Origin of the sequence: Streptomyces sp. BK208, assembly GCF_004364245.1 — a bacterium.
Classification (GTDB): domain Bacteria; phylum Actinomycetota; class Actinomycetes; order Streptomycetales; family Streptomycetaceae; genus Streptomyces.
This window is the reverse complement of record NZ_SOAV01000001.1, coordinates 764742-789128: the sequence shown is the minus strand read 5'-3', so window position 1 is coordinate 789128 and position 24387 is coordinate 764742. Positions and strand designations below refer to the sequence as shown.

The window sequence follows — 24387 nt, the reverse complement described above, 5'->3', positions numbered from 1 at the left end:
CGGGCATCGGCCGCGGGACGTGGTCCGCTGAACCGGTGGCCGCGGCCGCGTCGCCCCCGGCGGGCTGGCGCCGCGCCCGCACCGGGTCCCGGCACCGGTCCGCGCCGGCCGGTCGCGGGTACCGGCCGGGGCGGAGAGGCCGAGCGGACGGCCTCTGGACCGGGCGCCACGGACACGGCGTCGACCGAGGAGAAGCATGAGCGACGAACACCACCGGACACCGGACGCCGTCGTCGTCGGTGCCGGACTCGCCGGCCTGGCGTGCGCCCTGGACCTGTGCCGCGCCGGACGGCGGGTGGCTCTGCTGGAGGCATCCGACGGCGTGGGCGGCCGGATGCGCACGGACCGGCGGGACGGATTCCTCCTGGACCGCGGCTTCCAGGTGTTCAACACCTCGTATCCACAGGTGAAGAGGCGTCTGGCGCTGAGGAGCCTGCGCCTGCGTCCGTTCACCGCCGGGGTGCTCTCGCACACCCCGGCCGGGCTCGTCCGCCTCGCCGATCCGACCAGGGAGCCCCGCGCGGCAGGGACGCTGGTGCCCGGCCGGGCGCTGTCGGCCCGCGATCTGGCCGCCCTGGCGGTGCTCACCGCCCGGGACGGCCTGCTGCCCGCGGCGGCGGTCAGACGCCGCCCCGACGGCTCCACCTCGGCAGCCCTGTCCCGGGCGGGACTCTCGGACGCCGCGATCTCCGACATCCTGCGGCCGTTCCTGTCCGGTGTGTTCCTGGAGGACCGGCTGGAGACCTCCGCCCGGTTCTTCCACCTGGTCTGGCGGAGCATGGTCCGCGGGACCCTGTGCCTGCCCGCGGAAGGCATCGGCGCCGTGCCCGCCCAGCTCGCCGACGGCCTGCCGGACGGCGTCCTGCGCCTCGGCACACCCGTCGCGGAGATCACCGACACCGGGGTGCTGCTCGGGGACGGGACCGAGGTGCCGGCCCGGGCCGTCGTGGTGGCGACGGACCCGGCGGCCGCCGCCCGGCTGCTGCCGGACCTGACCGTGCCGGACACCCGCACCGTCACCACCTACCACCACGCCACCGACCGGTCACCGATGGCCGAACCGACCCTGATGGTGGACAGCACCGGGGCCGTCCTCAACACCTGCGTCATCAGCGAGGTCGCCCCCTCCTACGCACCGCCCGGCACCGCCCTGGTCTCCACCTCCGTACTGGGCACGGACCCGCCCGGCCGGGCACAGGCGGTGCTCCGGCGCCTGGCCGAGCTGTACGGCACCGACACGAGCGACTGGCGACAGGTCGCCGCCCGCACGGTCGAGGGCGCGCTGCCGGCGATGCCGCCGCCCTGGCCGCTGAGCCGCACCACACGCCTCGGCCCCGGCAGACACGTCTGCGGGGACCACCGCGCGACCGGCTCCGTCCAGGGCGCCCTGGCGTCCGGGACGCGCGCCGCGCGCGAGGTCATGGCCGACCTGGGACCGGAAGGATGACGCCGCGACGGAGACGGTGCCGACCGCATCCAGGGACGGCAGTCGTCGCGAACACACGACGAGTCGTCCCGGACACACGACGAACGGCGGACGACGCGACCGTGATCGGGGGAGAGGCGTGGAACTGACGGGGCCGCGTGTCCCGGCGGCCGGCGCACGTATCCCGGCGGCCGGCCCCATCGGAGCACCCGGAGGTCCGGTCACCGCCGGACCGCCGAACCGCCGCGCTCGGGTCCACCGTCGTCTCCGGCCCCGCGTCGTCTCCTCCGGCACCGGCCCGGCATTCGCCACCCGCCTTGCGCGAGAGGGCCCGGCCCCGGTGCGTGTCGTCCCCGTCGCCGTCGCCGGACGGCGTACGGGCGTCGTGCACGCCTTCCCCGCCCGCAGCGGCGGACCGACCACGACAAGGGAGCGCGCCCAGTGACCGCCCGCCGCACCACCGCAGCCCGCCGGGGCCGCGACCGCAAGGCCGAGATCCTCCTCCCCGCACCCGGCGCGGCGCGATTCCGAGCCGGGGACGAGCCGTCCGTCGCGGTGATCGGCGGTGGCATCGCCGGTCTGGCCGCGGCCACCCTGCTGGCCGAACGCGGTGCCCGCGTCACGCTCTACGAGAAGGACGACTCCCTCGGCGGCAGGCTCTCCGGCCGGCGCACCACGCTGCTGGACGGCACCCCCGTGACCATGACCCGCGGATTCCACGCCTTCTTCCGTCAGTACTACAACCTGCGAGGCCTGCTCCGCCGCACGGATCCCGGCCTGGAACGCCTCACTCCGCTGCCCGACTACCCCCTGCGGCACAGCGGCGGCCTGACCGACAGCTTCGCCCGCGTCCCGAGGACCCCGCCCTTCAGCGCGCTCGGCTTCGTCGCCCTCAGCCCCACCTTCGGATGGCGGGACCTCGCCGCCATGGACGCGCGGGCCGCACTCCCGCTCCTCGACGTGCGCGTGCCCGAGGTCTACGAACGCTTCGACACCGTCACCGCCACCGGGTTCCTGGAGGGCGTGCGCTTTCCCCAGGCCGCACACCACCTGGCCTTCGAGGTGTTCTCCCGCAGCTTCTTCGCCGACCCGCGCCGCCTGTCCGCCGCGGAACTCCTGCTGATGTTCCACATCTACTTCCTCGGATCGGCCGAGGGCCTGCTCTTCGACGTACCGGGCGAACCCTTCCCCCAGGCGCTGTGGGACCCGCTGCACGACTACCTCCAGCGCCTCGGAGCCGACGTGCGCACCGGCACGCCCGTGCACGCGGTCCGTCCCCGCGAGGGCGGGGGAGCGGACGTGGACGGGGGAGCGGACGTGCACACCGACACCGGTACCGACCGCCACGAGGCGGTGGTGCTCGCCCTCGACGCCGCGGCGCTGCGACAGGCCGTCGCCGCGTCACCGGGCCTGGGCACGTCCGCGTGGCGCGACGACGTCGCCGCCCTGCGCACCGCGCCGCCGTTCCTGGTCTCCCGGCTCTGGCTGGACCGCCCGGTCCGCGCCGACCGGCCCGGCTTCCTCGGCACCAGCGGCTACGGCGGGCTCGACAACGTCAGCGTCCTGGAGCGGTACGAGGGGGAGGCCGCCCGCTGGGCCGCGCGGACCGGGGGCTCGGTCGTGGAACTGCACGCCTACGCCGTGGACCCGGCGGCCGAACCGAAGGCCGTGCAGGACGGACTCGTCGACCGGCTGCACCAGGTGTACCCGGAGACGTGCGGGGCGAGCGTCGTCGACGCCCGGCACGAGTGGCGCTCGGACTGCCCCCTGTTCGAGGTCGGCTCCCACCGCCGGCGCCCGGGCGTGCGCACTCCCCACCCGTGGCTGACGCTGGCCGGCGACGGTATCCGCTGCGACCTGCCCGTCGCCCTCATGGAACGGGCCGCCACCACCGGCTTCCTCGCCGCGAACGCCCTGCTCGCCGACCGGGGAGTGCGCGGCCAGATTCTGTGGACGGTCCCCAGGACGGGCCGCTCACCAGTACTCCGGGCGCTCGGAGCCTTCGCGCGGCGCCACTAGGGTCTGCGTTCGCGCTCCCCTCTGCCGCCGCCACGCGCCTGCCCGGACGGCGCCGGACGGACCCGGGGCAGGCCCGGACGGTGCTGGACGGACCCGGGGGCGGGCCGGCAGGCGCCCCGTCAGCCGGGGAAGCGGCCCGTGCTGCGCAGCGTCCAGCGCCGTTCGGCGTAGGCCAGGTCGTCGTGCCACAGGCGCCCGGCCGTACGGCGCATGAGCGGGCGCAGCACGGGGGCGGCGGCCCGGGCCAGTGCGAAGCCGGGGCGGTCCGAGAAGGCGACGACCGCCTCGACCACGGCGGTGCGCGGACGCGCGTGATCCCGCCCGGTCAGCGGCGTCGCGTGCGTCTCCACGACGGACGTGGCGCCCTCGCCGTCGGTGATGCGCATGACGACCGTGCGCGGCCCCGGCGCCGTGAACTCGGCCCGCACCGGAACCACGAGCCGTCCCGCCACCCGGAACGAGACGTCGACGACGAAGGCGTCGTCCTCGCCGCCCGTCGGCTCCCGCACCACCGTCAGGTCGACGAACGAGTACGGGTGGAACCAGGAGCCGTGCCACGGATCGAGCCGGTTGGCCACCACGTCCTGAGGTTCGCACCGCCCCACCGTCGTGAACACCGCGTCCACGCCACGGCCCGTCGCAGGCCGGGCGGGCACCGCAGGCCGCTCGCCCGGCTCCTCACCCCCCACCTCGTCCAGCCGCACCCAGACCAGTACGCCGTCGTCGTGCACGGGGAACGGCCGCCAGCCGGCGGACGGTGAACCGTCCAGGGCCAGGCCGTGCCAGTGGCAGACCAGAGTGCCGCACACCACCCGGCTGTCGCGCAGCGGGGCGCCCAGGTGCGGACAGATACCCGGGCCGGCTCGGAGCCCTCCGTCCGCCGAGCGCCACAGCACCACCTCCACGCCACCGACCGTCCGGCCGAACGGGCGGCCACCCGCGCGCACGTCCCGGGAGGCACCGACGACGAACCAGTTGCCGGACGGACGGGCGGACGCCCGCTTCAGCGCGTCGGCGATGAGCGCCGGGCGCGCCTGGCGCCACGTCGGTGTCTGTGCCGCCCAGTCCGGGCCGGGCCTCCGCCGCCGCAACGGCGGCGACCACCGCTCGCCGCCCCTTCGACCGCTCACCGCACCGATCCCTTCCACTCGACTCCCCGGTCATCCGCCGGTACCCCTCGCAGCGGGGCGCGCGCACGCCACCGGGCACCGGCCACCCGCAGCACACCGGCCGCGGCCGTCGCCGCCCGGCGACGCCGCGGGACCACGGCGCGTCGGTGCAGCACGGTGTAGTCCTGCTCGGCGATCGCGTCGAGAATCCCGCCGTACAGGACGAACGCGGCACGGATGCACGGCCGCACCCGCGGATCGAGCATGGCGATGCCCGGCTCCGCCGTCCGGTACACGTCCCGTGTCATGGCCTCCGCGGCGACGAGAGCGGCGCGGATCCGGGGATCGCGCCGCCCGGTGCGACGGCTCCACTCCAGCAGGGGCCGGTCCACACCGTGCGCGGCCAGCAGATCACCGGGCAGGTAGACGCGGCCGCGGTCGAGATCCTCGCCCACGTCGCGCAGGAAGTTGGTGAGCTGGAACGCCACGCCGAGAGCGGCGGCGTGCGGGGCCGCCTCCTCGCGGGGCGTGACCGTGCCGAGAACGGGCAGCATCTGCAGGCCGATCACCGCCGCCGAACCGTGCACGTACCTCTGGAGATCGGCGTACGTGGGGTACTGGGTGACGGTCAGGTCGGCACGCATGGAGGACAGGAAGTCGCCGAAGAGGGCGTGATCGATACGGTGACGGGCGGCGGTGTCCGCGACGGCCCGGACCACCGGTTCGGCGCCCGCTCCGGTGCGCAGCCCGTCGGCCAGGTCGCCCTCCAGACGGCGCAGCAGCCTCTCGCGCTCCTCCGGTTCGCGGTGGCGGTCGTGGTCGTCCACGATGTCGTCCGCCCAGCGGGCGAAGCCGTACAGGGCGTGCACGGCGGAGCGCCGTTCCAGGGGCAGCAGGCGAGTGGCCAGGAAGTAGGTCTTGCCGTGGCGCGCGTTGAGCTGTCGGCACCGGGCGTAGGCGGCGCGCAGCGCGGGGTCGGTGATCCCGGCCGCGTCCAGTTCACGACGGGTCATCGGCACCCGCCGGGGCCGGGAGGGAAGAGGTGCCGGGCACCGCCGTGAAGTGACGCCGTCCGAGCCCGGGGCCGACGGCGCCGGTGACGCGCGCGGCGGCCAGCTTGCCGCTGATGAGGACGGTCGGGACACCGACACCCGGAGTGGTCCCGCACCCGGCGAGCACCACGTTGTCCAGCCCTCGCACGAGGTTGCGCGGGCGGAACGGTCCGGTCTGGGCGAAGGTGTGGGAGACCGAGAAGGGGCTGCCGGCCGCGTGCCCCTGCCTCGCCCAGTCGAGCGGCGTCACCAGCAGCTCCTCCCGGACACTGTCGGCGAAGCCGTCCAGGCCCCGCCGCTCCAGCTCGCCGACCAGGCGGTCGCGGTAGCGCGGGCCCAGCTCCCGCCACGTGGTGGCACCGGGCCCGACGGCGGTGTTGGGGCACGGGGCGAGGACGTAGTGGAGGTGGCGTCCCGGGGGTGCCAGGGCGGGATCGTGCGTGGTGGGACGGGTGATCAGGAGGGAGGGGTCGCTCATCAGCTCGCCGGTGCGGGTCAGCTCGTCGAAGGTCCGCTCCCACGCGGCACCGAAGGAGACGGTGTGGTGGGCGAGGTGCGGCCAGGTACGGTCGGTGCCCGCGTGCAGGATCACGGCGGACGGCGAGTGACGCAGCCGGGCCGGCCGCCGGGGGGACCGGCCCAGCAGTCCGTAGGCGGCGGGCAGCTCGCACGTGAGCACCACCGCGTCGCAGGGGATGCGCTCGCCGGAGGACAGCCGCACCGCCCGCACCCGGCCCGCCGAACGTTCCAGCGTGCTCACCTCGGCGTCCCAGCGCAGTTCGGCACCGGCGTCCGCCGCCGCGTCGGCCATGGCGCGGGGCAGGGCGTGCATGCCGCCCTTCGGGAACCAGACGCCGGCCACGGTGTCCATGTACGCGATCACCGCGTACGCCGCGAGCGCGCGGGCCGGGGCCACCCCGGCGTACAGCGCCTGGAAGGAGAAGACGCGGCGCAGGCGTTCGTCGGACAGGAAGCGGCCGATACGGCCGTCCAGCCGCCCGAAACCGCCCAGCGCCGCCAGCCGGGCCAGGTCCGGATGCAGCAGCTGGAGGGGCGAGTCGAAGTTCGTGTCGATGAAACGGCGCATCTGCACCCGGTACAGACGCTCCAGCCACAGCCGCAGGTCCCGGTAGCCGGCCGCCTGCACCGGTCCGGCGAAGCGGCGCACCTCCGCCTCCATCGCGTCACCGTCGGTGTGCACGTCGAGCGAGGAACCGTCCGCGAAGCAGGCCCGGTAGGCCGGGTCCAGGGCCGTCAGCTCGACACGGCGGTGGAGGCTGTCCCCGACCGCGGCGAAAGCCTCGTCGGCCAGGTGCGGCATGGTCAGCACGGTGGGCCCGGTGTCCAGCTCGTAGCCGCCCAGCCGCACCCGGCCTGCCCGGCCGCCGGGACCGGCGTCCCGTTCGACGACGGTGACGCGGCGGCCCGCGCCCAGCAGGTGCAGGGCACAGGCCAGCCCGGACAGCCCGGCACCCACCACGACGACATGATCGGTCCGTCCCGGCACCCTCTTCACGCGGCCCCCTCCCCGCCGTGCCGGGCCACACCTGTCGCGCGGCCGACCAGCGCCGCGAACTCGTGCCGCACGGCGAGGGGTGCACCGGCGCGCTCGAAGTGCGTACGGCTCAGGTCCGTCAGCTCCCCGATCTTCGACTCCACCAGGTCCCGGGCGCCGGTGCGCCGCAGCGCGGCCCGCATCCGCCGCACCGCCTTCTCGGACGCCGAGTCCGCGTCCGGGGCGAGCACCGCGGCGGCGTGGCGGTCACCGGCGGTGTCGGCGAGCCGGACGGCGACGGCGAGGAGGTAGGTGAGCTTGCGTGAGCGCAGGTCGTCGTCGGCCGGCTTGCCGGTCCGAGCGGGGTCGCCGAAGGCACCCAGGAGGTCGTCGCGCAGTTGGAAGGCCAGCCCGGCGCACCGGCCGGCCTCCCGCAGCGCCTCCAGGACCCGCTCGTCGGCTCCGGCGAGCGACGCTCCCAGCGCGAGGGGCCGGGCGACGGTGTACAGCGCGCTCTTCAGGGTGGCGATGCTCAAGGCCTCGTCGACGCCCGAGGACCGGGTGGCCTGCGCGTGCAGATCGCGGTACTGCCCGGCGACCATCTCGGTGCGCGTCGCCCGCCACTCCTCGTGCAGGCGCCGGCCGTGCGGCGTACCCAGCGCCGTCTCGGTCAGCAGGTCGTCCGCCCAGGCCAGAGCCAAGTCACCGGCGAGGACCGCGGCCGACGTGCCGAAGGACTCCGCACAGCCGTGCATGGCCGCGGCCCAGTGTCCCCGGGCGAGTTCGACGTGCAGCGCCGGTGCGCCGCGGCGCTGCACCGAGCCGTCCATCACGTCGTCGTGCACGAGGGCGCAGGCCTGGAGCAGTTCGAGGGCGGCTCCCGTGCGCAGGACGGCTGTCGCGTCTCCCGAGCCACCCGCGGCGCGCCAGCCGCAGAGGGCGAACGCGGTGCGCAGGCGTTTGCCTCCCCGCTCGGCGAGCGCGGCGAGGCGGCCGGCCAGTTCCCGGGCGAAGACCGGGTCCACGGCACGGGCGTCACGCAGTCGTTCGTCGAGAACCCGCGCGAGGACGACGTCCACGGCGCTCGCCGCGCCGGTCGCGGTGACAGGGTCGTCGACGAGATCGGCCGGTGGGGCCACCATCGGCGGCAGTCCAGGCATGCACAACCCCTTCTCACTCTTGGTCGTCCGCACGGCAGTGCTTCCGCCGGGCGCCCCGCCACGGATGCAAGGTTCCCGTCCGGATCGGATGCGAGATCCCCGTCCGGACCCGCACCGTTGGGGCCACGGCCGCCTCGGCGGCCGGACGCCACCGGGCTCATGGCGGGGCGTCACCCCGGGCGCGCTCCTGTGCGCGTACGTCCGCGAGATCGGTGAGCCGGTCCAGCTGCCGTACCGCCCTGGCGACGCGGTGGTTGCCGGCGAGCCGGTCCCGGTGACGGTCGAGGAAGGCCCAGTACCCGGCGGTGTAGGGGCACGCGTGCTCGCCGGTGCGGTCGCCGGGCCGGTGGACGCACGGGCCGCAGAAGTCGCTCATGCGGTTCACGTAGGCGCCGCCCGACGTGTACGGCTTGGTGGTCATCCGGCCGCCGTCGGCGTACTGGGACATGCCGACCACGTTGGGGAGCATCACCCAGTCGTAGCCGTCCACGAAGCAGCGGTGGAACCAGTCCGTGACGGCGGCGGGGTCCCAGCCGCGTTGGAGCGCGTGACTGCCGAGGACCATCAGCCGGGGGATGTGGTGCGTCCAGCCCGTGTCGCGCACCTGCGCGAGGACGGTACGCAGGCAGTTCGCCCGGACGGCGTCCGCGTCCAGGTCGTTCCACCAGCCGGGCAGCGGCGCGGTGTGCCGGAGCCCGTTGGAGCGCCGGTAGTCCTCGCCGAAGTACCAGTACAGCTGCCAGACGTACTCGCGCCAGCCCGCGACCTGGCGCACGAAGCCCTCCACGCTGTTCAGCGGCGCCCGGCCCTCCCGCCACGCCCGCTCGGCCCGCTCGACGCACTCGGCGGGGTCGAGCAGACCGAGGTTCAGGGACGAGGAGAGCAGGCTGTGGCTCATCACGGGGTCGGCGGCGAGCATGGCGTCCTCGTACGGTCCGAAGGTGACCAGCCGGTGCTCCACGAAGCGCCGCAGTGCCCTTCGTGCCTCGTCCCGGGTGGCGGGGAACAGGCGCGGCCCGTCCCGCCCGACGAAGGAGACGTCCCCGTCGCGCTCCCACCGGTCGAGGTCGTGACGGACCTCGTCGTCGATGCCGTCCTCACGGGGCCGGTAAGGACGGCCGATCCGCAGGGCGTCGGCGCCGCGAGGGGGCGGCTCCCGGTTGTCGTGGTCGAGGTTCCACCGGCCCGAGGCGGGCTGCCCGCCGTCCATGAGCAGGTCGTGGCCGCGGCGGACCCAGCGGTAGAAGTCCTCCTGCCGCAGGCGCTTGCCGCCGTGCCCGTCGGCCCACGCGGCGAAGTCGTCCATGGGCACCAGGAACCCGCGCGCCGGGCCCACGGTGACCTGCTCGAGGGAACGCACCAGGCGCAGCGCCGGGCGCGAGGTCGGATGGTGGACGCCGACCGGACGCCCCCGCGTCGCTCGCTCCAGTCCCTCCCGGTAGGTGTCCGCCCGTACGTACGTGACGCGGTCGCCGAGTTCGGCCGCGCGGTGGCGCATCGCGGACAGCACGAGATGCGCCTTGGCGCGGTGGAAGCGGCGCCGCCGGAAGACGGAGCGCGCCTCGATCATGAGCACGGGGGTGTCGTGCCCGGGTCCCTCTTCGCCCGGGGTGAGGAAGTGGGGGCCGAGCTGGTCGCCGAAGAGCCAGTGCACGACGGGTGCCTCCTCAGGCGCGGCCGCGGGCGTGCGGGGAGCGCACGAGCCCGTGGGTGAGTCGGATGAGCGGATGCGGGCGGCCGAGGTGCCCGAAGAGCTCCGGGAGGTGCCCGGCGCCCGTCCGCCGGCCGGCGGACCGGGTCTCGGTCGGGCGGCCGGCCGTCGGCTGCCGCGTCTGTCGACCGATCATGGGCCCCACGACGCCCATGCGCCCGTAACGACGCGGCGGCCGCCGCCGAGACCGGGAATCGGCTCCGGTGCCCACATGCCCACGACGGCTGCCCGGTCGCCCCGGCACCGGTGGCTCAACGGGGGGGTCCGTCGGGACCGGCTCGTCGGGGCGGACGGTCGGGGTCGGATTCCTGGCCGGCCCGGCCGCCGACGCCGAGCAGTCCCGTCGCCGAGAAGGGCTCCGCTGCCGCCAGCCGCGGCAGTTCGCGCCTCGAGAGCCAGGTGACCACGGGAGGCATCGCGGCGCGCACGAGCTGGGCGGAGCGCAGCCAGCGAGGCACGTACACGGACGGACGACGGCGCTCCACGGCGGTGACCAGCCGGCCCGCCACGTACGGGACCGGGAACACCCGGCGTGCCGGAGGCGGCATGTGTCCGCGTAGCTCCCGCAGTACCGCGTGCTCGTCGGCGTCACGCACCATGTCGGTGTCCGTCCAGTTGATGTAGGCGAGCCCCACCCCCACACCCCGGTGAGCGACCTCGGCGCGCAGCGCGTGGGCGAAGGACTCCACACCCGCTTTCGACGCGCAGTAGGCGCTCATCATCGGTGCCGCCCCGATGGACGCGAGTGACGCCACCTGAAGGAAGTAGCCGTGCGTGTCGAACAGGTCGGGCAGGAACGAGCGCGCGGTGATCGCGCTGCCGACGAGATTCACCTCGACGACCCGGCGCCAGACCTCGGGATCCGACTCGGCGAACGGCCCGCCCTCCGCCACCCCGGCGTTCGCGATCACCACCGAAGGAGGTCCGAGCCGGGCACGGATCTCGGCACCGACCCGGCCCATGCCGTGATCGTCGGTGACGTCGGCCTCCCAGCACGCGGCAGACCCCGTAGGCAGCGAGTCCCTGACCACGGCCAGCGTTCGCTCCACCCGGCCCAGCAGCGCCACCCGGGCGCCCCGGTCGGCCAGCTCCCGGGCCAGGGCAGCACCGAGACCGCGTGCGGCCCCGGTGACGACGGCGACACGACCGTTCAGCGGCCTTCGGGCGACCGGCATGGAAGGTTCCTCTCCGCGGCGGCGGCTGCGCGGCCCACGCTAGACGCGGCACGGCCGGCGGGCATGTCGGCAGCGTCCTGTCGGGCCCCGACCGTCGCACCGGACGGACGGGACCGCGCCGCCCGACCGGCCGCGGCCCGCCCGGGGGCTGCCGTGCCGCCGCGGCCACCTGCTGGGTGGCGGCAGCCACGGCACCTCACCGATCGGCCTCCCGAACCGCGTCCTCGACGTCGCCCGCTCCCGCGGCAGACCGGCGACGATCGCCGATGCGCTCCCACAGGGCTGCGGCAAGGGGGTGCACCCCAAGTCGCCGCACCGTGCCCGCCGGCTTCAGCGACGGCATGCCCGTGCGCCACTCTGCGCCTCTCGCGCCGCCCTGCGACGGACTGACCGGGCCGGCCCGACGGACCGCCTCCGCGGCGCGGCCCCGCCGCCCCCGCACGCCGCTGCTCCACCCTCCACGGCCACGGATCGACCGCATCCAGAATCTCGCCAGGTGCCGGGTGTGAGGCTGGCGGTGACCGTACATCAGTTCCGTAACCCAGGGCGCACGAGGGGGCAACGGTATGGACGCCGGTGCGTACGTGGACGAGCTCACCGCACTGGGGGTGACGCTCTACGAGGAGGACGGCCGCCTGCGGTACCGGGCCCCGCGAGGAGTCCTCACCGAGGAGCGGCTGAGGGAACTGCGGGACCGCAAGGACGCCGTACTGGCACACCTGCGGGCCCGCGAGTTCGGACCGGGGCTCGTCGTGGACCCGGCGGCCCGCCACGAGCCGTTCCCGCTCACCGACGTCCAGTCGGCGTACCTGCTCGGGCGCAGCGCGGCCTTCGCGTACGGAGGCGTGGCCTGTCACGGCTACCTCGAACTCGCGCTGCCCGACGGGGACGAACAGCGCCTGGAGGACGCCTGGAACGCCCTGGTCCGGCGGCACGACATGCTGCGGGCGGTGGTGTCGGCCGACGGTCACCAGCGGGTGCTGCCCCAGGTGCCGCACTACGCCGTACGGCGGGCCGACACCCGCCACATCGACGAGGACGGGGCGCGGCGGATCGTCGAGGAGACCCGTGCGGAGATGTCCCACCAGGTGCGGCCGACGGACCAGTGGCCGTTGTTCGAACTGCGCACCACCCGCACCGCCCGCGGACTGCTGCTGCACGTCGCGGTCGACCTGCTCATCTGCGACTACGGCAGTATCCGGATGCTCCTCGGCGAACTGCACGAGCTGTGGACCGGCCCCGGACCGGGCGCCGACGGCGGCGGCCCGGACGCCGCGGGCGCCGACGGGCGGGAGGAAGTGGCACCGACGTTCCGCGACTACGTGCTGGCCGCCCGCGCCGCCCGCGAGGGCAGCCGCTACCGGCGCGACCGGGACTACTGGTTCAGCCGCCTCGACGACTTGCCGCCGGCGCCGGAACTGCCCCTGCGCACCGACGCCCCGAACGCGCCGCCGAGGTTCCGGCGTCACGGCGTCACGCTGACGACGCGGCAGTGGCGGACGCTGGAGCGGCGCGCCGCCGAGGCCGGGGTGACCGCCTCCGGCGCGCTGGTGCAGGCGTTCGCGGAGACCCTGGGACGCTGGAGCCGCAAGCCGCGCTTCACCCTCAGCCTCACCCTGCAGAACCGGCTGCCGCTGCACGCCGGGATCGAGCGGCTGATCGGCGACTTCAGCTCCACCAGCCTGCTCGCCGTGGACCTCACGTCCGGCGACACCCTGCTGGACCGGATGCGCACCACCCAGGACCGGTTGTGGGACGACCTGGACCACCGGCTGTGCTCGGGGGTGGAGGTGCTGCGTGAAGTCGCGCGGCGCCGGGGCCGGACCGAGGCCCTCATGCCGGTCACCTTCACCAGCACGGTCAGCGGGTCCCGGAGGGCCGGGGGCCCCGAGGAGCGGGAACAGGTGGCGCTGCTGCCCGGCGCCGAACTGGTTCACGGCATCACCCAGACGCCCCAGGTGTGGATCGACTGCCAGGTCATGGAGGACGCGGGCGGCCTGCTGCTGCACTGGGACGTGCGCGAGGGACTCTTCCCGGGCGGCGTGGCCGAGGACATGTTCGCCGCGTTCGCCGCCCTGGTGGCGGCCCTGGCCGAAGGGGACGGCACCTGGCAGCGCTCCGAGGCGGTGGAACTGCCCGCCGCGCAACGCGAGCGGCTGACCCGGGTCAACGCCACCGAGGCACCCCGCCGCGCCGGGTCCCTGCAGACCGAGGTCATGGCCCAGGCCCGGCGCACCCCCGGCCGCCCCGCCGTCATCACGCCCCGCCGCACCCTGGACTACGGCGAACTCGCCGCCCGCGCGCGGGCCGTCGCGGCCGCGCTGACCGCCTCCGGCGGTGTCCGCGGGGAACGGGTGGCCGTCGTCATGGACAAGGGCTGGGAGCAGGTCGTCGCGGTCCTCGGGGTGCTCCTCGCCCGGGGCGCCTATGTGCCCGTCGACACCACCCAGCCGGCCCTGCGCCGCGACACGGTCCTGCGGGACGCCGGAGTGCGCCGGGTGCTCACCCAGTCCTGGCTGGAGCCGGCCCTCGGCCTGCCGCCGGGGACCACGGCTCTCGCGGTGGACACCGTGGCGCCGGCCCCGGCCGGGGCGCCGGCGGACGGAGCGGCGGAAGCGGACCCGGACGACCTCGCCTACGTCATCTACACCTCCGGCTCGACGGGCGTGCCGAAGGGCGTCATGATCAGCCACGGCGCCGCCCGCAACACCGTGGACGACATCAACTCCCGCTTCGGGGTGGACCTCGACGACCGGGTGCTGGGACTGGCCCAGCTCGGCTTCGACCTGTCGGTGTACGACATCTTCGGGCCACTGGCGGTCGGCGGCGCCCTCGTCCTGCCCGACGCGGCCCGCCGCGGTGACCCCGCACACTGGGCCGCACTCGTGCAGGAGTACGGCGTCAGTGTGTGGAACTCCGTCCCCGCACAGATGCAGATGCTCCACGAGTACCTGCGCGCCGAGCCCCGGGCCGGCACCGGCCGACTGCGGCTGGCCATGCTGTCCGGGGACTGGATCCCGGTCACCCTGCCCGACGCCGTGCGGAAGCGGGTACCGGGCCTGAGCGTGGTCAGCCTGGGCGGCGCCACCGAGGCCGCGATCTGGTCGATCCACCACCCGGTCGGCGCCGTCGCCCCCCACCTGGGCAGCATCCCGTACGGCAGGCCGCTGGCCAACCAGAGCTTCCGGGTGCTGGACCCGCTGATGCGGGACTGTCCCGAACACGTCACCGGCGAGCTGTACATCGGGGGCGCCGGTCTGGCGCTGGGCTACCTCGGCGACGAGCGGCGCACCGCCGAGCGGTTCGTCAAGCATCCGCACAGCGGGGAACGGCTCTACCGCACCGGCGACATGGGCCGCCGCCTCGCCGACGGCGAGATCGAGTTCCTGGGCCGCGTCGACGGCCAGGTCAAACTGAACGGGCACCGCGTCGAACTGGCCGAGGTGGAGGCGGCCCTCCACGGGCACCCGGCGATCCACCGGGCCGCGGCCGTCGTCACCGACGAGGGCGGCAGCCGCAGGCTCACCGCGTTCGCGGAGACCGTCCGCCGCGAGCCCGGCCCGCCACCCGCCGGCTGGCCGGCCTCGGTGACCGAGCGGGCCGAGCGGGCCGCGCTCGCCGCGAACGGGGCGCGGGCCGCCCGGCACGCCGACGTACGCGCGATGTGCGCGGCCCTCGACGAGTCCGCGCTGCTGAGCGTGGCACGGCTGCTGCGCTCCCGCGGACTGTTCACCGCACCCGGCGATGCCCACACCACCGACGAGATCGTCACGGCCACCGGCGCCGCCGCGGACCACGCCTACCTCGTCCGACGCTGGCTCGACGCGCTGGCGGCCGAGGGCCGCCTCGCGCACGAGGCGGCCACGGACAGGTGGCACGACCTGGGGCCGGCCGACGAGGAGAGCGTCCGGGGCGTGCACCGGCGCATCGACGAGCTGGAGCCGAAGGTCGGCTGGGGCGCCGCCCTCGTCGGCTTCCACCGCGACTGCGAACGGCGGTTGGGTGAACTGCTCAGCGGCGCGCTCCCGCTGCGCGACCTGCTCTTCCCCCAAGGACGCCTGGACACGGCGATGGCCGCCTACCGGGACAACCTGATCAGCCGGTACAACAACGCGGCCGTCGTCGCCGCGGTCCGCGCGATCGCGGCCGGCCACCCCGGGCCGGGGCCGGTGCGCCTGCTGGAGATCGGAGCCGGCGTCGGCGGCACCAGCGCCGAGCTGATCCCGGCCCTGTCCGACCTCCCGGTCGACTACCACTTCACGGACGTGTCGCACTTCTTCCTCAACGCGGCGCAGGAGGCGTTCGGCGACCGTCCCTGGGTGCGGTACGGGATCTTCGACCTCAACACGGACCCCGCCGCCCAGGGTTTCCGGCCCAACTGCGCGGACGTCGTGGTCGCCGCGAACGTGCTGCACAACGCCGTCCACGCCGGGGAGATGCTCGAGAACCTGCGCGAGCTGGTCGCGCCCGGCGGCTGGCTGGTCTTCATCGACGCCACCCGCGACACCTACCGCGGCATGACGTCGATGGAGTTCAACGACGGGCTGACCGGCTTCACGGACGAACGCGCCCGCACCGGGGCCACGTTCTTCACCCACCGGGAGTGGCTGGAGCTGCTGGAGTCCGCCGGCGCCACCGACGTGCTGAGCCTGCCCGCCGACGACAGCGCGCTCGCCGAGATCGGACAGCGGGTCTTCGCGGCCCGCTTCAAGGCCGACCGCGCAGGGGTGACCCCGGCGGAGCTCCACGCCCACCTCGTCGAGCGCCTGCCCGTGTACATGATCCCGGCCGAGATCCAGGTGATCGACGACATCCCGCTGACGGACAACGGCAAGGTGGACCGAGGACGGCTCACCGCCCTGGCCCGCCCGGCGGTGCCCGGCACGGCCACCGCCGGCGGCGGCACGGCACCCCGGGACGAGCTGGAAGGGACGCTGGCCGGACTGTGGGCGGAGGTGCTCAACGTCCCCTCCGTGGGACGCGACACCGACTTCTTCTCCCTCGGCGGCGACTCCCTGCTGGTCGCCCAGCTCGTCGGCCGGATGCGCACACAGCTGCCGCGGCTCGCCTCCATGGCCTGGGACGACCTGCTGCGGGTGGTGCTGAACCGGCCTACGGTCGCGGCGCTCGCCGAGCGGCTGCGGACAGAGCGGGGACCGGGGGACGCCCAGCCCTCCCCCTTGGTCGAACTGGCCCCGCGTCCTCGCGACGCGGTCGACGCGCCCGCCCTCGTCCTGGTGCACGACGGCACAGGCACCGTGGTCCCCTACCGGGCGCTGATCCAGGAGCTGTCCGGGCGGCTGCCGGTGCTGGGCCTCGTCGTGGACGATCTCGACGCCTACCTCGACGCCGACCCCGGAACGCTGGTCACCGACCTGGCCGACCGGTACGCGCGGGTGCTCCTCACCGAGGGGCACACCAGGGTCCACCTCGTCGGCTACTGCATGGGCGGCCTGCTGGTCACCGAACTGGCGGACCGGCTGCGCCGGGCGGGCGCCGAGGTGACGGACGTCACCGTCATCAGCAGTTACCGGGTGCCCTACCTGGTGGAGGACGACCTGCTCGCCGAGTACGTCTTCGCCCGCATGATGCGCGCCGACACCGTGCGGCTCGGCTACCCCGAGGACGAGGCCACCACCCGCGCGCTCGTCGAGGCGGTCTGCGCCGAGCACGGTGGCCGCGTGCCGCGCGGCAGCCTCGCGGGTCACGCGCCCGAGGGGCTCGGCCCCGACGCGGCGGCGGCCTTGCGCGCGCTGCGGACACTGGCCGAACGGACGCAGGAGGAACGGCTGGCGGCCATCGGGGCCCACATGCCCCGGGAGGAGGCGGAACTCGGCTCGCCGGAACGGCTCGCCCGCCTGTACCGCGTCGTCCGGCACAGCCTGGTGACGGTGGCCCTGCACGAGGCGACCCCGTACCCGGGGCGGGCGACACTGGTCAGGCAGGTCGGCGAGGCCGAGATCTTCCCCGGGATGCACCGCGACATGGGCCTGTACTGGCGGCAGGTGTGCACCGGCGAGCTCGGCGTCGTCGACGTACCGGGAGACCACTTCAGCTGCGTGCGCCCGCCGCACGCCCATGCCGTGGCCGCCCTGCTGGCCGGACAGCCGCGGGCCGCAGGGAGCGGACACTGATGGCCGCGCCGCTGATCGGCATCCTCGGCGCCTACGGCGCGGTGGGCACGGCCGCCGCCCGACGGCTGGCCGCCGCGGGACGGTTCCGGTTGCGTCTGGGCGGCCGTGACGCGGAGCGAGCCCAGCGGCTCGCCGATCGGCTCGGGCCGGCCGCGCGGGCACATGCGGTGGACGCCCGGGACCGGCGGAGCCTGGCCGCGTTCACCGCCGACTGCCGCGCGGTGCTCAACTGCGCCGGCCCCGCCTACCACCTGCTGGACCGGGTCCGGCAGGCGGCGTTCGCGGCCGGGGCGGACTACGTGGACGTGATGGACGACGGCGCGGTCACCGCACCCGCCGGGGACCGTACCGCCGTGCTGTCCGCGGGACTGGTGCCCGGCCTGTCCGGGCTGCTGCCCGGACTGCTCGCCGAGCGCGTGTCCCGCCCGCTGCGGTTCACCGGCGGCTACGCCGGTCTCGGCACCCTCACCCGTACGGGCGCCGCCGACTACCTGCTGAGTCTGGAGCGCGGTTTCGGTGTGCCGATGGGGATCTGGCGCGGCCGGGTGGTGACCGGGGCGCTGCGCACCGACGACGGCCTCCGCGTCCCGGGCCTGCCCCGGCCGGTGCGGGCGGTCCCCTTCCTCACCTCCGAAGTGACCGAACGGGCCCGCGCGCTCGGGCTGGAGGAGGCGCGCTGGTACAACGCCTTCGACGGCGACTTCCTCTACGAGGCGCTCAACCGCGTGCGCCTCGGCGACGACCGGGACCTGGACGTCCAGGTCACCGAACTGGTGCGGGCGAGCACGCTGGACGCGGCCGGACGCACGCCGTACCACGCGCTCTGGGGCAGCCTGGACGGCATCGGGGACGACGGGGTTCCGGTGCGGCGCGGCGTGCTGGTCCGCGGCGCCGACGGGTCCGCGCTTACCGGCGAGGTGGGAGCGTTCGCGGTCACCGAGATGTGCGACGGGCGGGTGCCCGTGGGGACGCACCGGGCGGCCGGGGTCCTCTCGCCCCGGCGGATCGTGGAACGGCTGCGGTCGATCGCCCCCGGCCTCACTGTCACGGAACGGGAGGAGCCCGCGGCATCCGGCGCGCGGCACCCGGGCCGGGCGGAGGAGGAGGGCGTCCTGTGACGGGGCGGGCCCGCGCGGGTCCAGATTCCGTCCAGTCGTGCCTGCCATGATCGGCCGAGCCCGGGCGGCCCGGGCCGTTGCGCATCGCCGCGAGAGGATCCGTCATGTCCGTCGACCTGTTCTCCTCCATGTTCCGGCTCCGCCACGACGGCACCGTCGGCACCGAGGAGTTCTCCATGCGCCCCGATCTCGACGGCTGGACCGCCGTGGCCATGCGCGCCGAGAAGACCGCGGACCTGAAGTCCGCGGCGAACTGGATGCGGCACCCCGACGGTGACGAGGTGATGTGCGTGCTGTCCGGCGCCCTGCGCATCTACTACCGCACCGGCGGGGAGCAGGACGCCGACGGCGAGTTGCGCGGGAGGATCGGGCCGGGTGGTGCCTTCGTCGTCCCCTCGGACGCCTGGCACCGGGTGGAGCTGGAGGAGCCCACCGAGATGGTGGTGGTGCTGCGGGCCGAGGGAACCGTGGTGGAACAGCGCCCGGGCCGGTGAACGGCGCGACGGCCAGAATTCCTGCAGAACGGTCTGACACGCTCGTCCACGGCGGGCGGATCCCGGCGACGCCGGTATCCGTTTCCGTATCCGATGTCCTGACAGGAATGGGCTCTTCATGCGTTTCTTGCTTCTGAGCGGGCTCGGTCCCGGAGAACTCGGCCCGACGCATTTCAACTCCCCGTACATGGCCGGAACGCTGTTCGGGGACAACCCGAGCGAGCTCGGCCGGGAAATGCTCCGCCGCGCCGGACACGAGGGACTGAGGCTCGACCGGCTGGGCTTCGAATGGGCGGGCCGTTCCCGCGGTCTGCTGCGCCCCAGGGCGGCGGCGGGACCGCATCTGACCACGGTCACGCTCCACTCGATCCTGGAGACCGGTGCCTACGACTTCGCCCGGGTCGACCTGGCGGACGTGTGGACCGGGCGGACCCGGCTTCCGGCCGGGGACTTCGACATGGTGCTGCTGTCCACGACGTACATATGGAACGAGCCGATCCTGCGGCGCGCGGTCGACTGGGTACGGGAGAACCTGCCCGGCGTGGGCATCGTGGCCGGCGGGCAGTTCACCAACCTCAAGTTCATGATGGTGCTGCGCAACCACCCGGAGATCGTCGCGGTCGTGCGCGGGGACGGCGAGCTGTCGCTGCCCATGACGCTGGACGCCCTGGCGGCCGGCAAGAACCTGGAAGCGGTCCCCAACGTCGTCTGGCGGGACGGGGACCGGATCAGGATCAACCCGGTGGAGTACGTGGACCTGGACGCCTTCCCCTCGCCGCGGGTCTCCGGACGGGCGACGGTGGTGCCGTACGAGTCGATGCGGGGCTGCCCGTTCGACTGCAAGTTCTGTTCCTTCCCCGCGGCCTCGCCGAAATGGCGGTACAAGACGGCGCAGAAGGTCCGGGACGACTGGGTCGGCTACGCCGAGGACAACGGCGCCGAGATGATGTACGCGATGGACTCGACGTTCACCATTCCACCGACCCGGTTCCGTGAACTGCTGAAGATACTGCCGGGCTCCGGAATCCCGGTGTGGGAGGGGTTCAGCCGGGCCAACACGCTGAACACCGAGGCGGTGGTGGCCGGTCTGGAGGCCGCGCACTGCTTCCAGATACACGTGGGCTTCGAGTCCATGAACGACCAGACCCTGAGGAACATGAGCAAGCGGGTGACGGTCAAACAGAACCGCACGGCCCACGAGTTGCTCAGCCGCAGCGAGATCAACACCTACGGCCTGTTCATCGTCGGATATCCGGGTGAGACACCGGAGATGTTCCAGGACACGCAGGACTTCCTGATGCGGGAGCACGTCGGTCACTTCTCGATGGCCCGCTTCACCATCACCGACGAGAACATGCCCATGTGGCAGGACCGGGAGAAGTTCCGGATCGAGGCCGAGGACCCGAACGACCCGGGTTCGCCGTGGTCGCACATCGGCATGGACAGCGACCGGGCGGGTGAGCTGCTCACCGAGACCCTGGACAAGGTCCGGCGGGCCAACGACCGGGCGGTGCTGAAGTTCTGGCAGCACAACTACCAGCACTGGCTGCTGCCCCAGCACGACCGCAGGACCAACCTGGCCGTCGAGAAGAGCCTGGAGCTGCTCGCCATGGCGCCCCGCGACTTCACGGACCCCGAGGAGGGGGCGCACGCCATGCGGACCCAGCTGGAACGGCTGCGCTCGCACGGCATCGCACCGGCCCCCGAGGAGCGCGAACTCTGCCTCGACCCGCTGTGACGACCGGCGTCCCTCCGGCCCCGCGACCTCCTCGGCGACCGTCGCGGCAGGTTGCCACCCCACTTCTTGTACGCGTATAGTTTTGGGGTGAAGCCGACTTGTGAGCGGACGCCGACGCGGGCGTGTGCCGCGCGGGCCGCCTACCCGGCCTTGGAGGGCGGGAGTTATCTATGGCCACGACAGAACCGGTGAGCGCAGCCACCGACAGGACCGGCGGCCGCTCGGCCGACGACCCCACCGCGGCGGGCGGACCGACCGGCGGTGAACAGGCAGACAGTGGACGGCAGACCCCACGCGCCTTGCTCATGGGGCTGCTGCGTCCCTACCGCGGACGGCTCGCCGGCGTCCTGGTGCTGCAGGCGGTGGGCGCCCTCGCGGGCCTCGCGCCGCTGCTCGCCGTCGTCGAACTCGGCCGGGAGCTCCTCGCCCCCGGACCGGCCGACCACGGCGCCGTGTGGACCGCGGTCGTGATCGGCGCGGCCGGTCTGCTCGCACGGGTGCTGTTCACCGCCGCCGCCGGCGGCGTCGGGCACCTCGTCGACGCGGAACTGCACCTGTCGCTGCGCAGGACACTGGCCGAGCGACTGGGCCGGGTGCCCCTGGGCTGGTACACGCACCGCAGCTCGGGGGAGGTGAACGGCGTGGTGCAGGGCGACGTCGACACCCTGCACCACCTGATCGCCCACACGCCCGGCGAGTTCGCCACTGCCGTGGTCGTCCCCGTCGCCTCACTCGCGTACCTGGCCTGGGTGGACTGGCGTCTGACACTCGTCGCCCTGGTCCCCGTCCTGCTCGGTCTGGCCGTGCACCGTCTGCTGTCCACCGAGGAACGGCGCCGCCAGGGCATGGCCGTGGGCCGGGCCATGGGCCGTATCGGGGCCTCCTCCGTGGAGTTCGTCCAAGGCATCTCGGTGGTCAAGACCTTCGGCGGAGCGGGCCGGGTCCACCAGCGCTACCGCCGGGCCGCCGACGACTTCGCCGACTTCTTCCTCGGGTACGTCGCGGACAGCGCCGGCCTCGCCGCGCTGTCCGCCCTGGTCCTGTCACCGCCGTTCGTACTGCTGCTCGTCCTGACCGGAGGGACGGCGCTCATCACCCAGGACGCCATGCCGGCCGCGGACCTGCCGCCCTTCCTGCTGCTGTCCGTCGCGCTGACGGCACCGGTCGCGGCGCTGGGCCACGGCATGGACAACATCCACGCCGCCGAGGACGCCGCCGAACGCATCCAGCGGATGCTCAGTGTCCGCCCGCTGCCCCGGTCCGCACGTCCGGCCGCCCCACGCGGCAACCGCGTCGAGTACCGCGGCGTCGACTTCGCCTACGACGCCGGCCACCCGGTCCTGCACGGCGTCGACCTCGTCCTGGAGCCCGGTACCCACACCGCCCTCGTCGGCCCCTCCGGCGCCGGCAAATCCACCCTGGCGCAGCTGCTGCCCCGCTTCTTCGACCCGACGCGCGGCGCGGTGCTGCTCGGCGGCGTCGACATCCGCGACATCCCCGACGAACAGCTCTACCAGCGCGTGGCGTTCATCTTCCAGGACGTCCGCCTGCTGCGCGCCACGATCGCCGAGAACATCGCCCTGGCCGTGCCCGACGCCGACCGCTCCGCCATCGAGGCCGCCGCCCGAGCGGCGGGTCTGCACGAGCGCGTCCAGGCCCTCGCGAAGGGCTACGACTCCGTGATCGGCGAAGACACCGGCCTGTCCGGCGGTGAGGCGCAACGGCTGGGCATCGCCCGCGCGCTGCTCATCGACGCCCCCGTGCTCGTCCTCGACGAGGCCATGTCCTTCGCCGACGTCAAGACCGAGACCGAGATCCGCCACGCGCTCGACGTGCTCTGCGCGGGCCGGACCCGGCTGGTCGTCGCACACCGGCTGGAGACCGTCACCCGCGCCGACCGGGTCGTCGTCATGACGGACGGCCGCATCACGGAGAGCGGGACGTACCAGGAACTCCTGGCCGCCGGTGGCTGGTTCGCGCAGACGTGGCAGGCCCGGCAGGGCGACGGGAACGCACCTCAGGGAGGTCCCCTGCGATGATCCGACTGCTCCTGCGGGTCCTGGAAGAATCCTCCGCCCGCTCCGTACGCCGCACCCTCACCCTGATGGCGCTGCGCGCCGTCGCGGAGGGACTGTCGTACGTGCTGCTCGTCCCGCTGCTGCGCGCCCTGCTGGGGCCTCGCCCCGACGACGCCTGGCCGTGGCTGGGCGGCTTCGCCGCCGCGTTCGTGCTGTGCGCGCTGCTCGGCCACCGCAGCGTCGCCGCGGGTTTCCGCACCGGCGGGGAACTCTCCCGCGCCCTGCACCACCGTCTCGGCGACCAGCTCGCCCGCCTGCCCCTGGGATGGTTCACACCCTCCCGCATCGGGGAGGTCTCCGGGCTGACCAGCCGGAGCGTGATGCAGGTGATGTCGGTGCCCGCACACCGGCTCGGACCCCTGGTTGACGCCACCTTCGTACCCCTGACGACCGTCGGGGTGATGTTCGTCTTCGACTGGCGGCTCGCTGCCGCGGCGCTGGTCGCCGCACCCCTGATCGCCGCGGTGCGGCGCGCCACCGCCCGCTCCGCCGCGCACGAGGACGCCGAACGCGCACGGCGCAGCGACGACGCTTCCGCCCGGGTGGTGGAGTACGTCCGGGCCCAGCCGGTGCTGCGGGCCGGCGGCCGCACCGGTGAGCGGTTCCGGCTGCTGGACGCGGCCCTGCACGCGCAGTGGCGCGGCGAACGGCGGGCCGCCCTCAAGGGGCTGCCCGGCCTCCTGGGGCTGAGCCTCGGTGTGCAGACGGTCTTCACCCTCGTCCTCGCCCTGGGGACCTACCTCGCGCTCGACGGTTCCCTGGGCACCGCCTCCGTCCTCGCCCTGCTGGTGCTGTGCGCCCGCTGCGTCGATCCGCTGCTGTCCCTGGCGGACCTCGGCGGCCAGATGCGAGCCTCGTACGGCGAACTGGAGCGCATCGACCAGGTGCTCCGCCAGACGCCGCTGCCGGAGCCCGAGCGGCCCCGGATCCCCGCGGACAACCGCCTCGAACTGCAGGACGTCACCTTCCGCCGCGGCGACCGCGCGGTGCTGGACGGCCTGAGCGTGAGGGTCGCGGACGGCGGCCGGCTGGCGATCGTCGGTTCCTCGGGGGCCGGCAAGACGACACTGCTTCAGCTGGCCGCGCGTTTCCACGACGTGGACGCCGGCGCGGTACGGCTCGGCGGGGTCGACGTCCGCGACATCGACGGCGACGAGCTGATGTCCCGGCTGTCCATCGTCTTCCAGGACGTCTACCTGTTCGAGGGCACCATCGAGGACAACGTTCGCATCGGCCGTCCCGGCGCCACGCCCGCCGACGTCCGCCGGGCGGCCGCCGCTGCCCGGCTGGACGAGGTGGTGGCGAGGCTGCCGCAGGGCTGGGAGACCCAGGTCGGCGAGGGCGGCGCGGCGCTGTCCGGCGGTGAGCGCCAGCGGGTTTCCATCGCCCGCGCGCTGCTGAAGGACGCCCCCGTGCTGCTGCTGGACGAAGCCACCTCCGCGCTCGACCCGGAGAACGAACAGGCCGTCCGGGAAGGGCTCGACCGGCTGATGCGGGGCCGCACCGTCGTCATGGTCGCGCACCGGCTGCACACCGTCCGGGACGCCGACACGATCGCCTTCCTGGAGGACGGCCGCGTCGTCGAGTCCGGCACCCACGAACAGCTCCTCGAACACGTCGGGAAGTACGCCGAATTCTGGAAGACCGCCACGCACCAGCCGGCCTGAGAGGAACCGAG

The 24387-nt window shown here is 74.3% G+C and carries 14 protein-coding genes; 8 read left to right on the top strand and 6 right to left on the bottom strand.

All coding sequences use genetic code 11. From position 1 onward, the window contains the following. Window positions 1-196 precede the first annotated feature (196 nt). Window positions 197-1447 (top strand): NAD(P)/FAD-dependent oxidoreductase, encoded by a 1251-nt coding sequence (locus EV562_RS03540; protein WP_133885137.1) that lies wholly within the window; start codon window positions 197-199, stop codon window positions 1445-1447. 420 nt (window positions 1448-1867) lie between these two features. After that, complete coding sequence (locus tag EV562_RS03535; RefSeq protein WP_133885136.1) at window positions 1868-3445, top strand: FAD-dependent oxidoreductase; 1578 nt, start codon at window positions 1868-1870, stop codon at window positions 3443-3445. A gap of 119 nt (window positions 3446-3564) precedes the next feature. Here the strand turns inward: EV562_RS03535 and EV562_RS03530 are convergent, their stop codons facing one another. From EV562_RS03530 to EV562_RS03505, 6 genes are all read right to left on the bottom strand, one after another. Next, entirely contained in the window at window positions 3565-4575 is a 1011-nt protein-coding gene (locus tag EV562_RS03530; protein WP_133885135.1) for a DUF5914 domain-containing protein, read from the bottom strand. Then, window positions 4572-5567: a phytoene/squalene synthase family protein gene (locus EV562_RS03525; protein ID WP_133885134.1), complete on the bottom strand. Its 996-nt coding sequence runs from the start codon at window positions 5565-5567 to the stop codon at window positions 4572-4574. The genes EV562_RS03530 and EV562_RS03525 overlap by 4 nt, the downstream gene beginning before the upstream one ends. Further along, window positions 5554-7122 (bottom strand): phytoene desaturase, encoded by a 1569-nt coding sequence (locus EV562_RS03520; RefSeq protein ID WP_133885133.1) that lies wholly within the window; start codon window positions 7120-7122, stop codon window positions 5554-5556. The genes EV562_RS03525 and EV562_RS03520 overlap by 14 nt, the downstream gene beginning before the upstream one ends. After that, the gene (locus EV562_RS03515; protein ID WP_166661541.1) at window positions 7119-8261 is read right to left on the bottom strand and encodes a polyprenyl synthetase family protein; all 1143 of its coding nucleotides are present in this window, start codon (window positions 8259-8261) and stop codon (window positions 7119-7121) included. Before EV562_RS03515 ends, EV562_RS03520 begins: the two co-directional genes overlap by 4 nt. A 157-nt stretch (window positions 8262-8418) precedes the next feature. After that, entirely contained in the window at window positions 8419-9915 is a 1497-nt protein-coding gene (locus tag EV562_RS03510; protein WP_133885131.1) for a cryptochrome/photolyase family protein, read from the bottom strand. A gap of 308 nt (window positions 9916-10223) precedes the next feature. Beyond that, the gene (locus EV562_RS03505; protein ID WP_133885130.1) at window positions 10224-11147 is read right to left on the bottom strand and encodes an SDR family oxidoreductase; all 924 of its coding nucleotides are present in this window, start codon (window positions 11145-11147) and stop codon (window positions 10224-10226) included. A 566-nt stretch (window positions 11148-11713) separates the two neighbouring features. On the opposite strand from EV562_RS03505, the gene EV562_RS03500 reads away from it, so the two are divergent. The 6 genes from EV562_RS03500 to EV562_RS03475 all read left to right on the top strand — a co-directional run bounded on the left by EV562_RS03500 (window position 11714) and on the right by EV562_RS03475 (window position 24376). Beyond that, window positions 11714-17281 carry a non-ribosomal peptide synthetase gene (locus tag EV562_RS03500; protein ID WP_133885129.1) on the top strand — a complete coding sequence of 1856 codons (5568 nt, stop codon included), beginning with the start codon at window positions 11714-11716 and terminating at the stop codon, window positions 17279-17281. Next, a complete protein-coding gene (locus EV562_RS03495) occupies window positions 17281-18399 on the top strand; it encodes a saccharopine dehydrogenase NADP-binding domain-containing protein (RefSeq protein ID WP_133885128.1) in 1119 nt (372 codons plus the stop codon). The genes EV562_RS03500 and EV562_RS03495 overlap by 1 nt, the downstream gene beginning before the upstream one ends. Window positions 18400-18503: 104 nt before the next feature. Further along, window positions 18504-18893 carry a cupin domain-containing protein gene (locus EV562_RS03490; protein ID WP_133885127.1) on the top strand — a complete coding sequence of 130 codons (390 nt, stop codon included), beginning with the start codon at window positions 18504-18506 and terminating at the stop codon, window positions 18891-18893. Window positions 18894-19011: 118 nt separating this feature from the next. Then, complete coding sequence (locus EV562_RS03485; RefSeq protein WP_133885126.1) at window positions 19012-20631, top strand: B12-binding domain-containing radical SAM protein; 1620 nt, start codon at window positions 19012-19014, stop codon at window positions 20629-20631. Between the two features lie 170 nt (window positions 20632-20801). Continuing rightward, window positions 20802-22670 carry an ABC transporter ATP-binding protein gene (locus EV562_RS03480; RefSeq protein WP_133885125.1) on the top strand — a complete coding sequence of 623 codons (1869 nt, stop codon included), beginning with the start codon at window positions 20802-20804 and terminating at the stop codon, window positions 22668-22670. Beyond that, complete coding sequence (locus EV562_RS03475) at window positions 22667-24376, top strand: ABC transporter ATP-binding protein (RefSeq protein WP_133885124.1); 1710 nt, start codon at window positions 22667-22669, stop codon at window positions 24374-24376. The genes EV562_RS03480 and EV562_RS03475 overlap by 4 nt, the downstream gene beginning before the upstream one ends. Window positions 24377-24387 lie beyond the last annotated feature (11 nt).

What these genes read in the sequence shown, in the direction of transcription:
- EV562_RS03540 (WP_133885137.1), top strand. Translation starts at nt 197, where the DNA reads ATGAGCGACGAACACCACCGGACACCGGACGCCGTCGTCGTCGGTGCC.
- EV562_RS03525 (WP_133885134.1), bottom strand. Translation starts at nt 5,567, where the DNA reads ATGACCCGTCGTGAACTGGACGCGGCCGGGATCACCGACCCCGCGCTG.
- EV562_RS03515 (WP_166661541.1), bottom strand. Translation starts at nt 8,261, where the DNA reads ATGCCTGGACTGCCGCCGATGGTGGCCCCACCGGCCGATCTCGTCGAC.
- EV562_RS03505 (WP_133885130.1), bottom strand. Translation starts at nt 11,147, where the DNA reads ATGCCGGTCGCCCGAAGGCCGCTGAACGGTCGTGTCGCCGTCGTCACC.
- EV562_RS03500 (WP_133885129.1), top strand. Translation starts at nt 11,714, where the DNA reads ATGGACGCCGGTGCGTACGTGGACGAGCTCACCGCACTGGGGGTGACG.
- EV562_RS03495 (WP_133885128.1), top strand. Translation starts at nt 17,281, where the DNA reads ATGGCCGCGCCGCTGATCGGCATCCTCGGCGCCTACGGCGCGGTGGGC.
- EV562_RS03490 (WP_133885127.1), top strand. Translation starts at nt 18,504, where the DNA reads ATGTCCGTCGACCTGTTCTCCTCCATGTTCCGGCTCCGCCACGACGGC.
- EV562_RS03485 (WP_133885126.1), top strand. Translation starts at nt 19,012, where the DNA reads ATGCGTTTCTTGCTTCTGAGCGGGCTCGGTCCCGGAGAACTCGGCCCG.
- EV562_RS03480 (WP_133885125.1), top strand. Translation starts at nt 20,802, where the DNA reads ATGGCCACGACAGAACCGGTGAGCGCAGCCACCGACAGGACCGGCGGC.
- EV562_RS03475 (WP_133885124.1), top strand. Translation starts at nt 22,667, where the DNA reads ATGATCCGACTGCTCCTGCGGGTCCTGGAAGAATCCTCCGCCCGCTCC.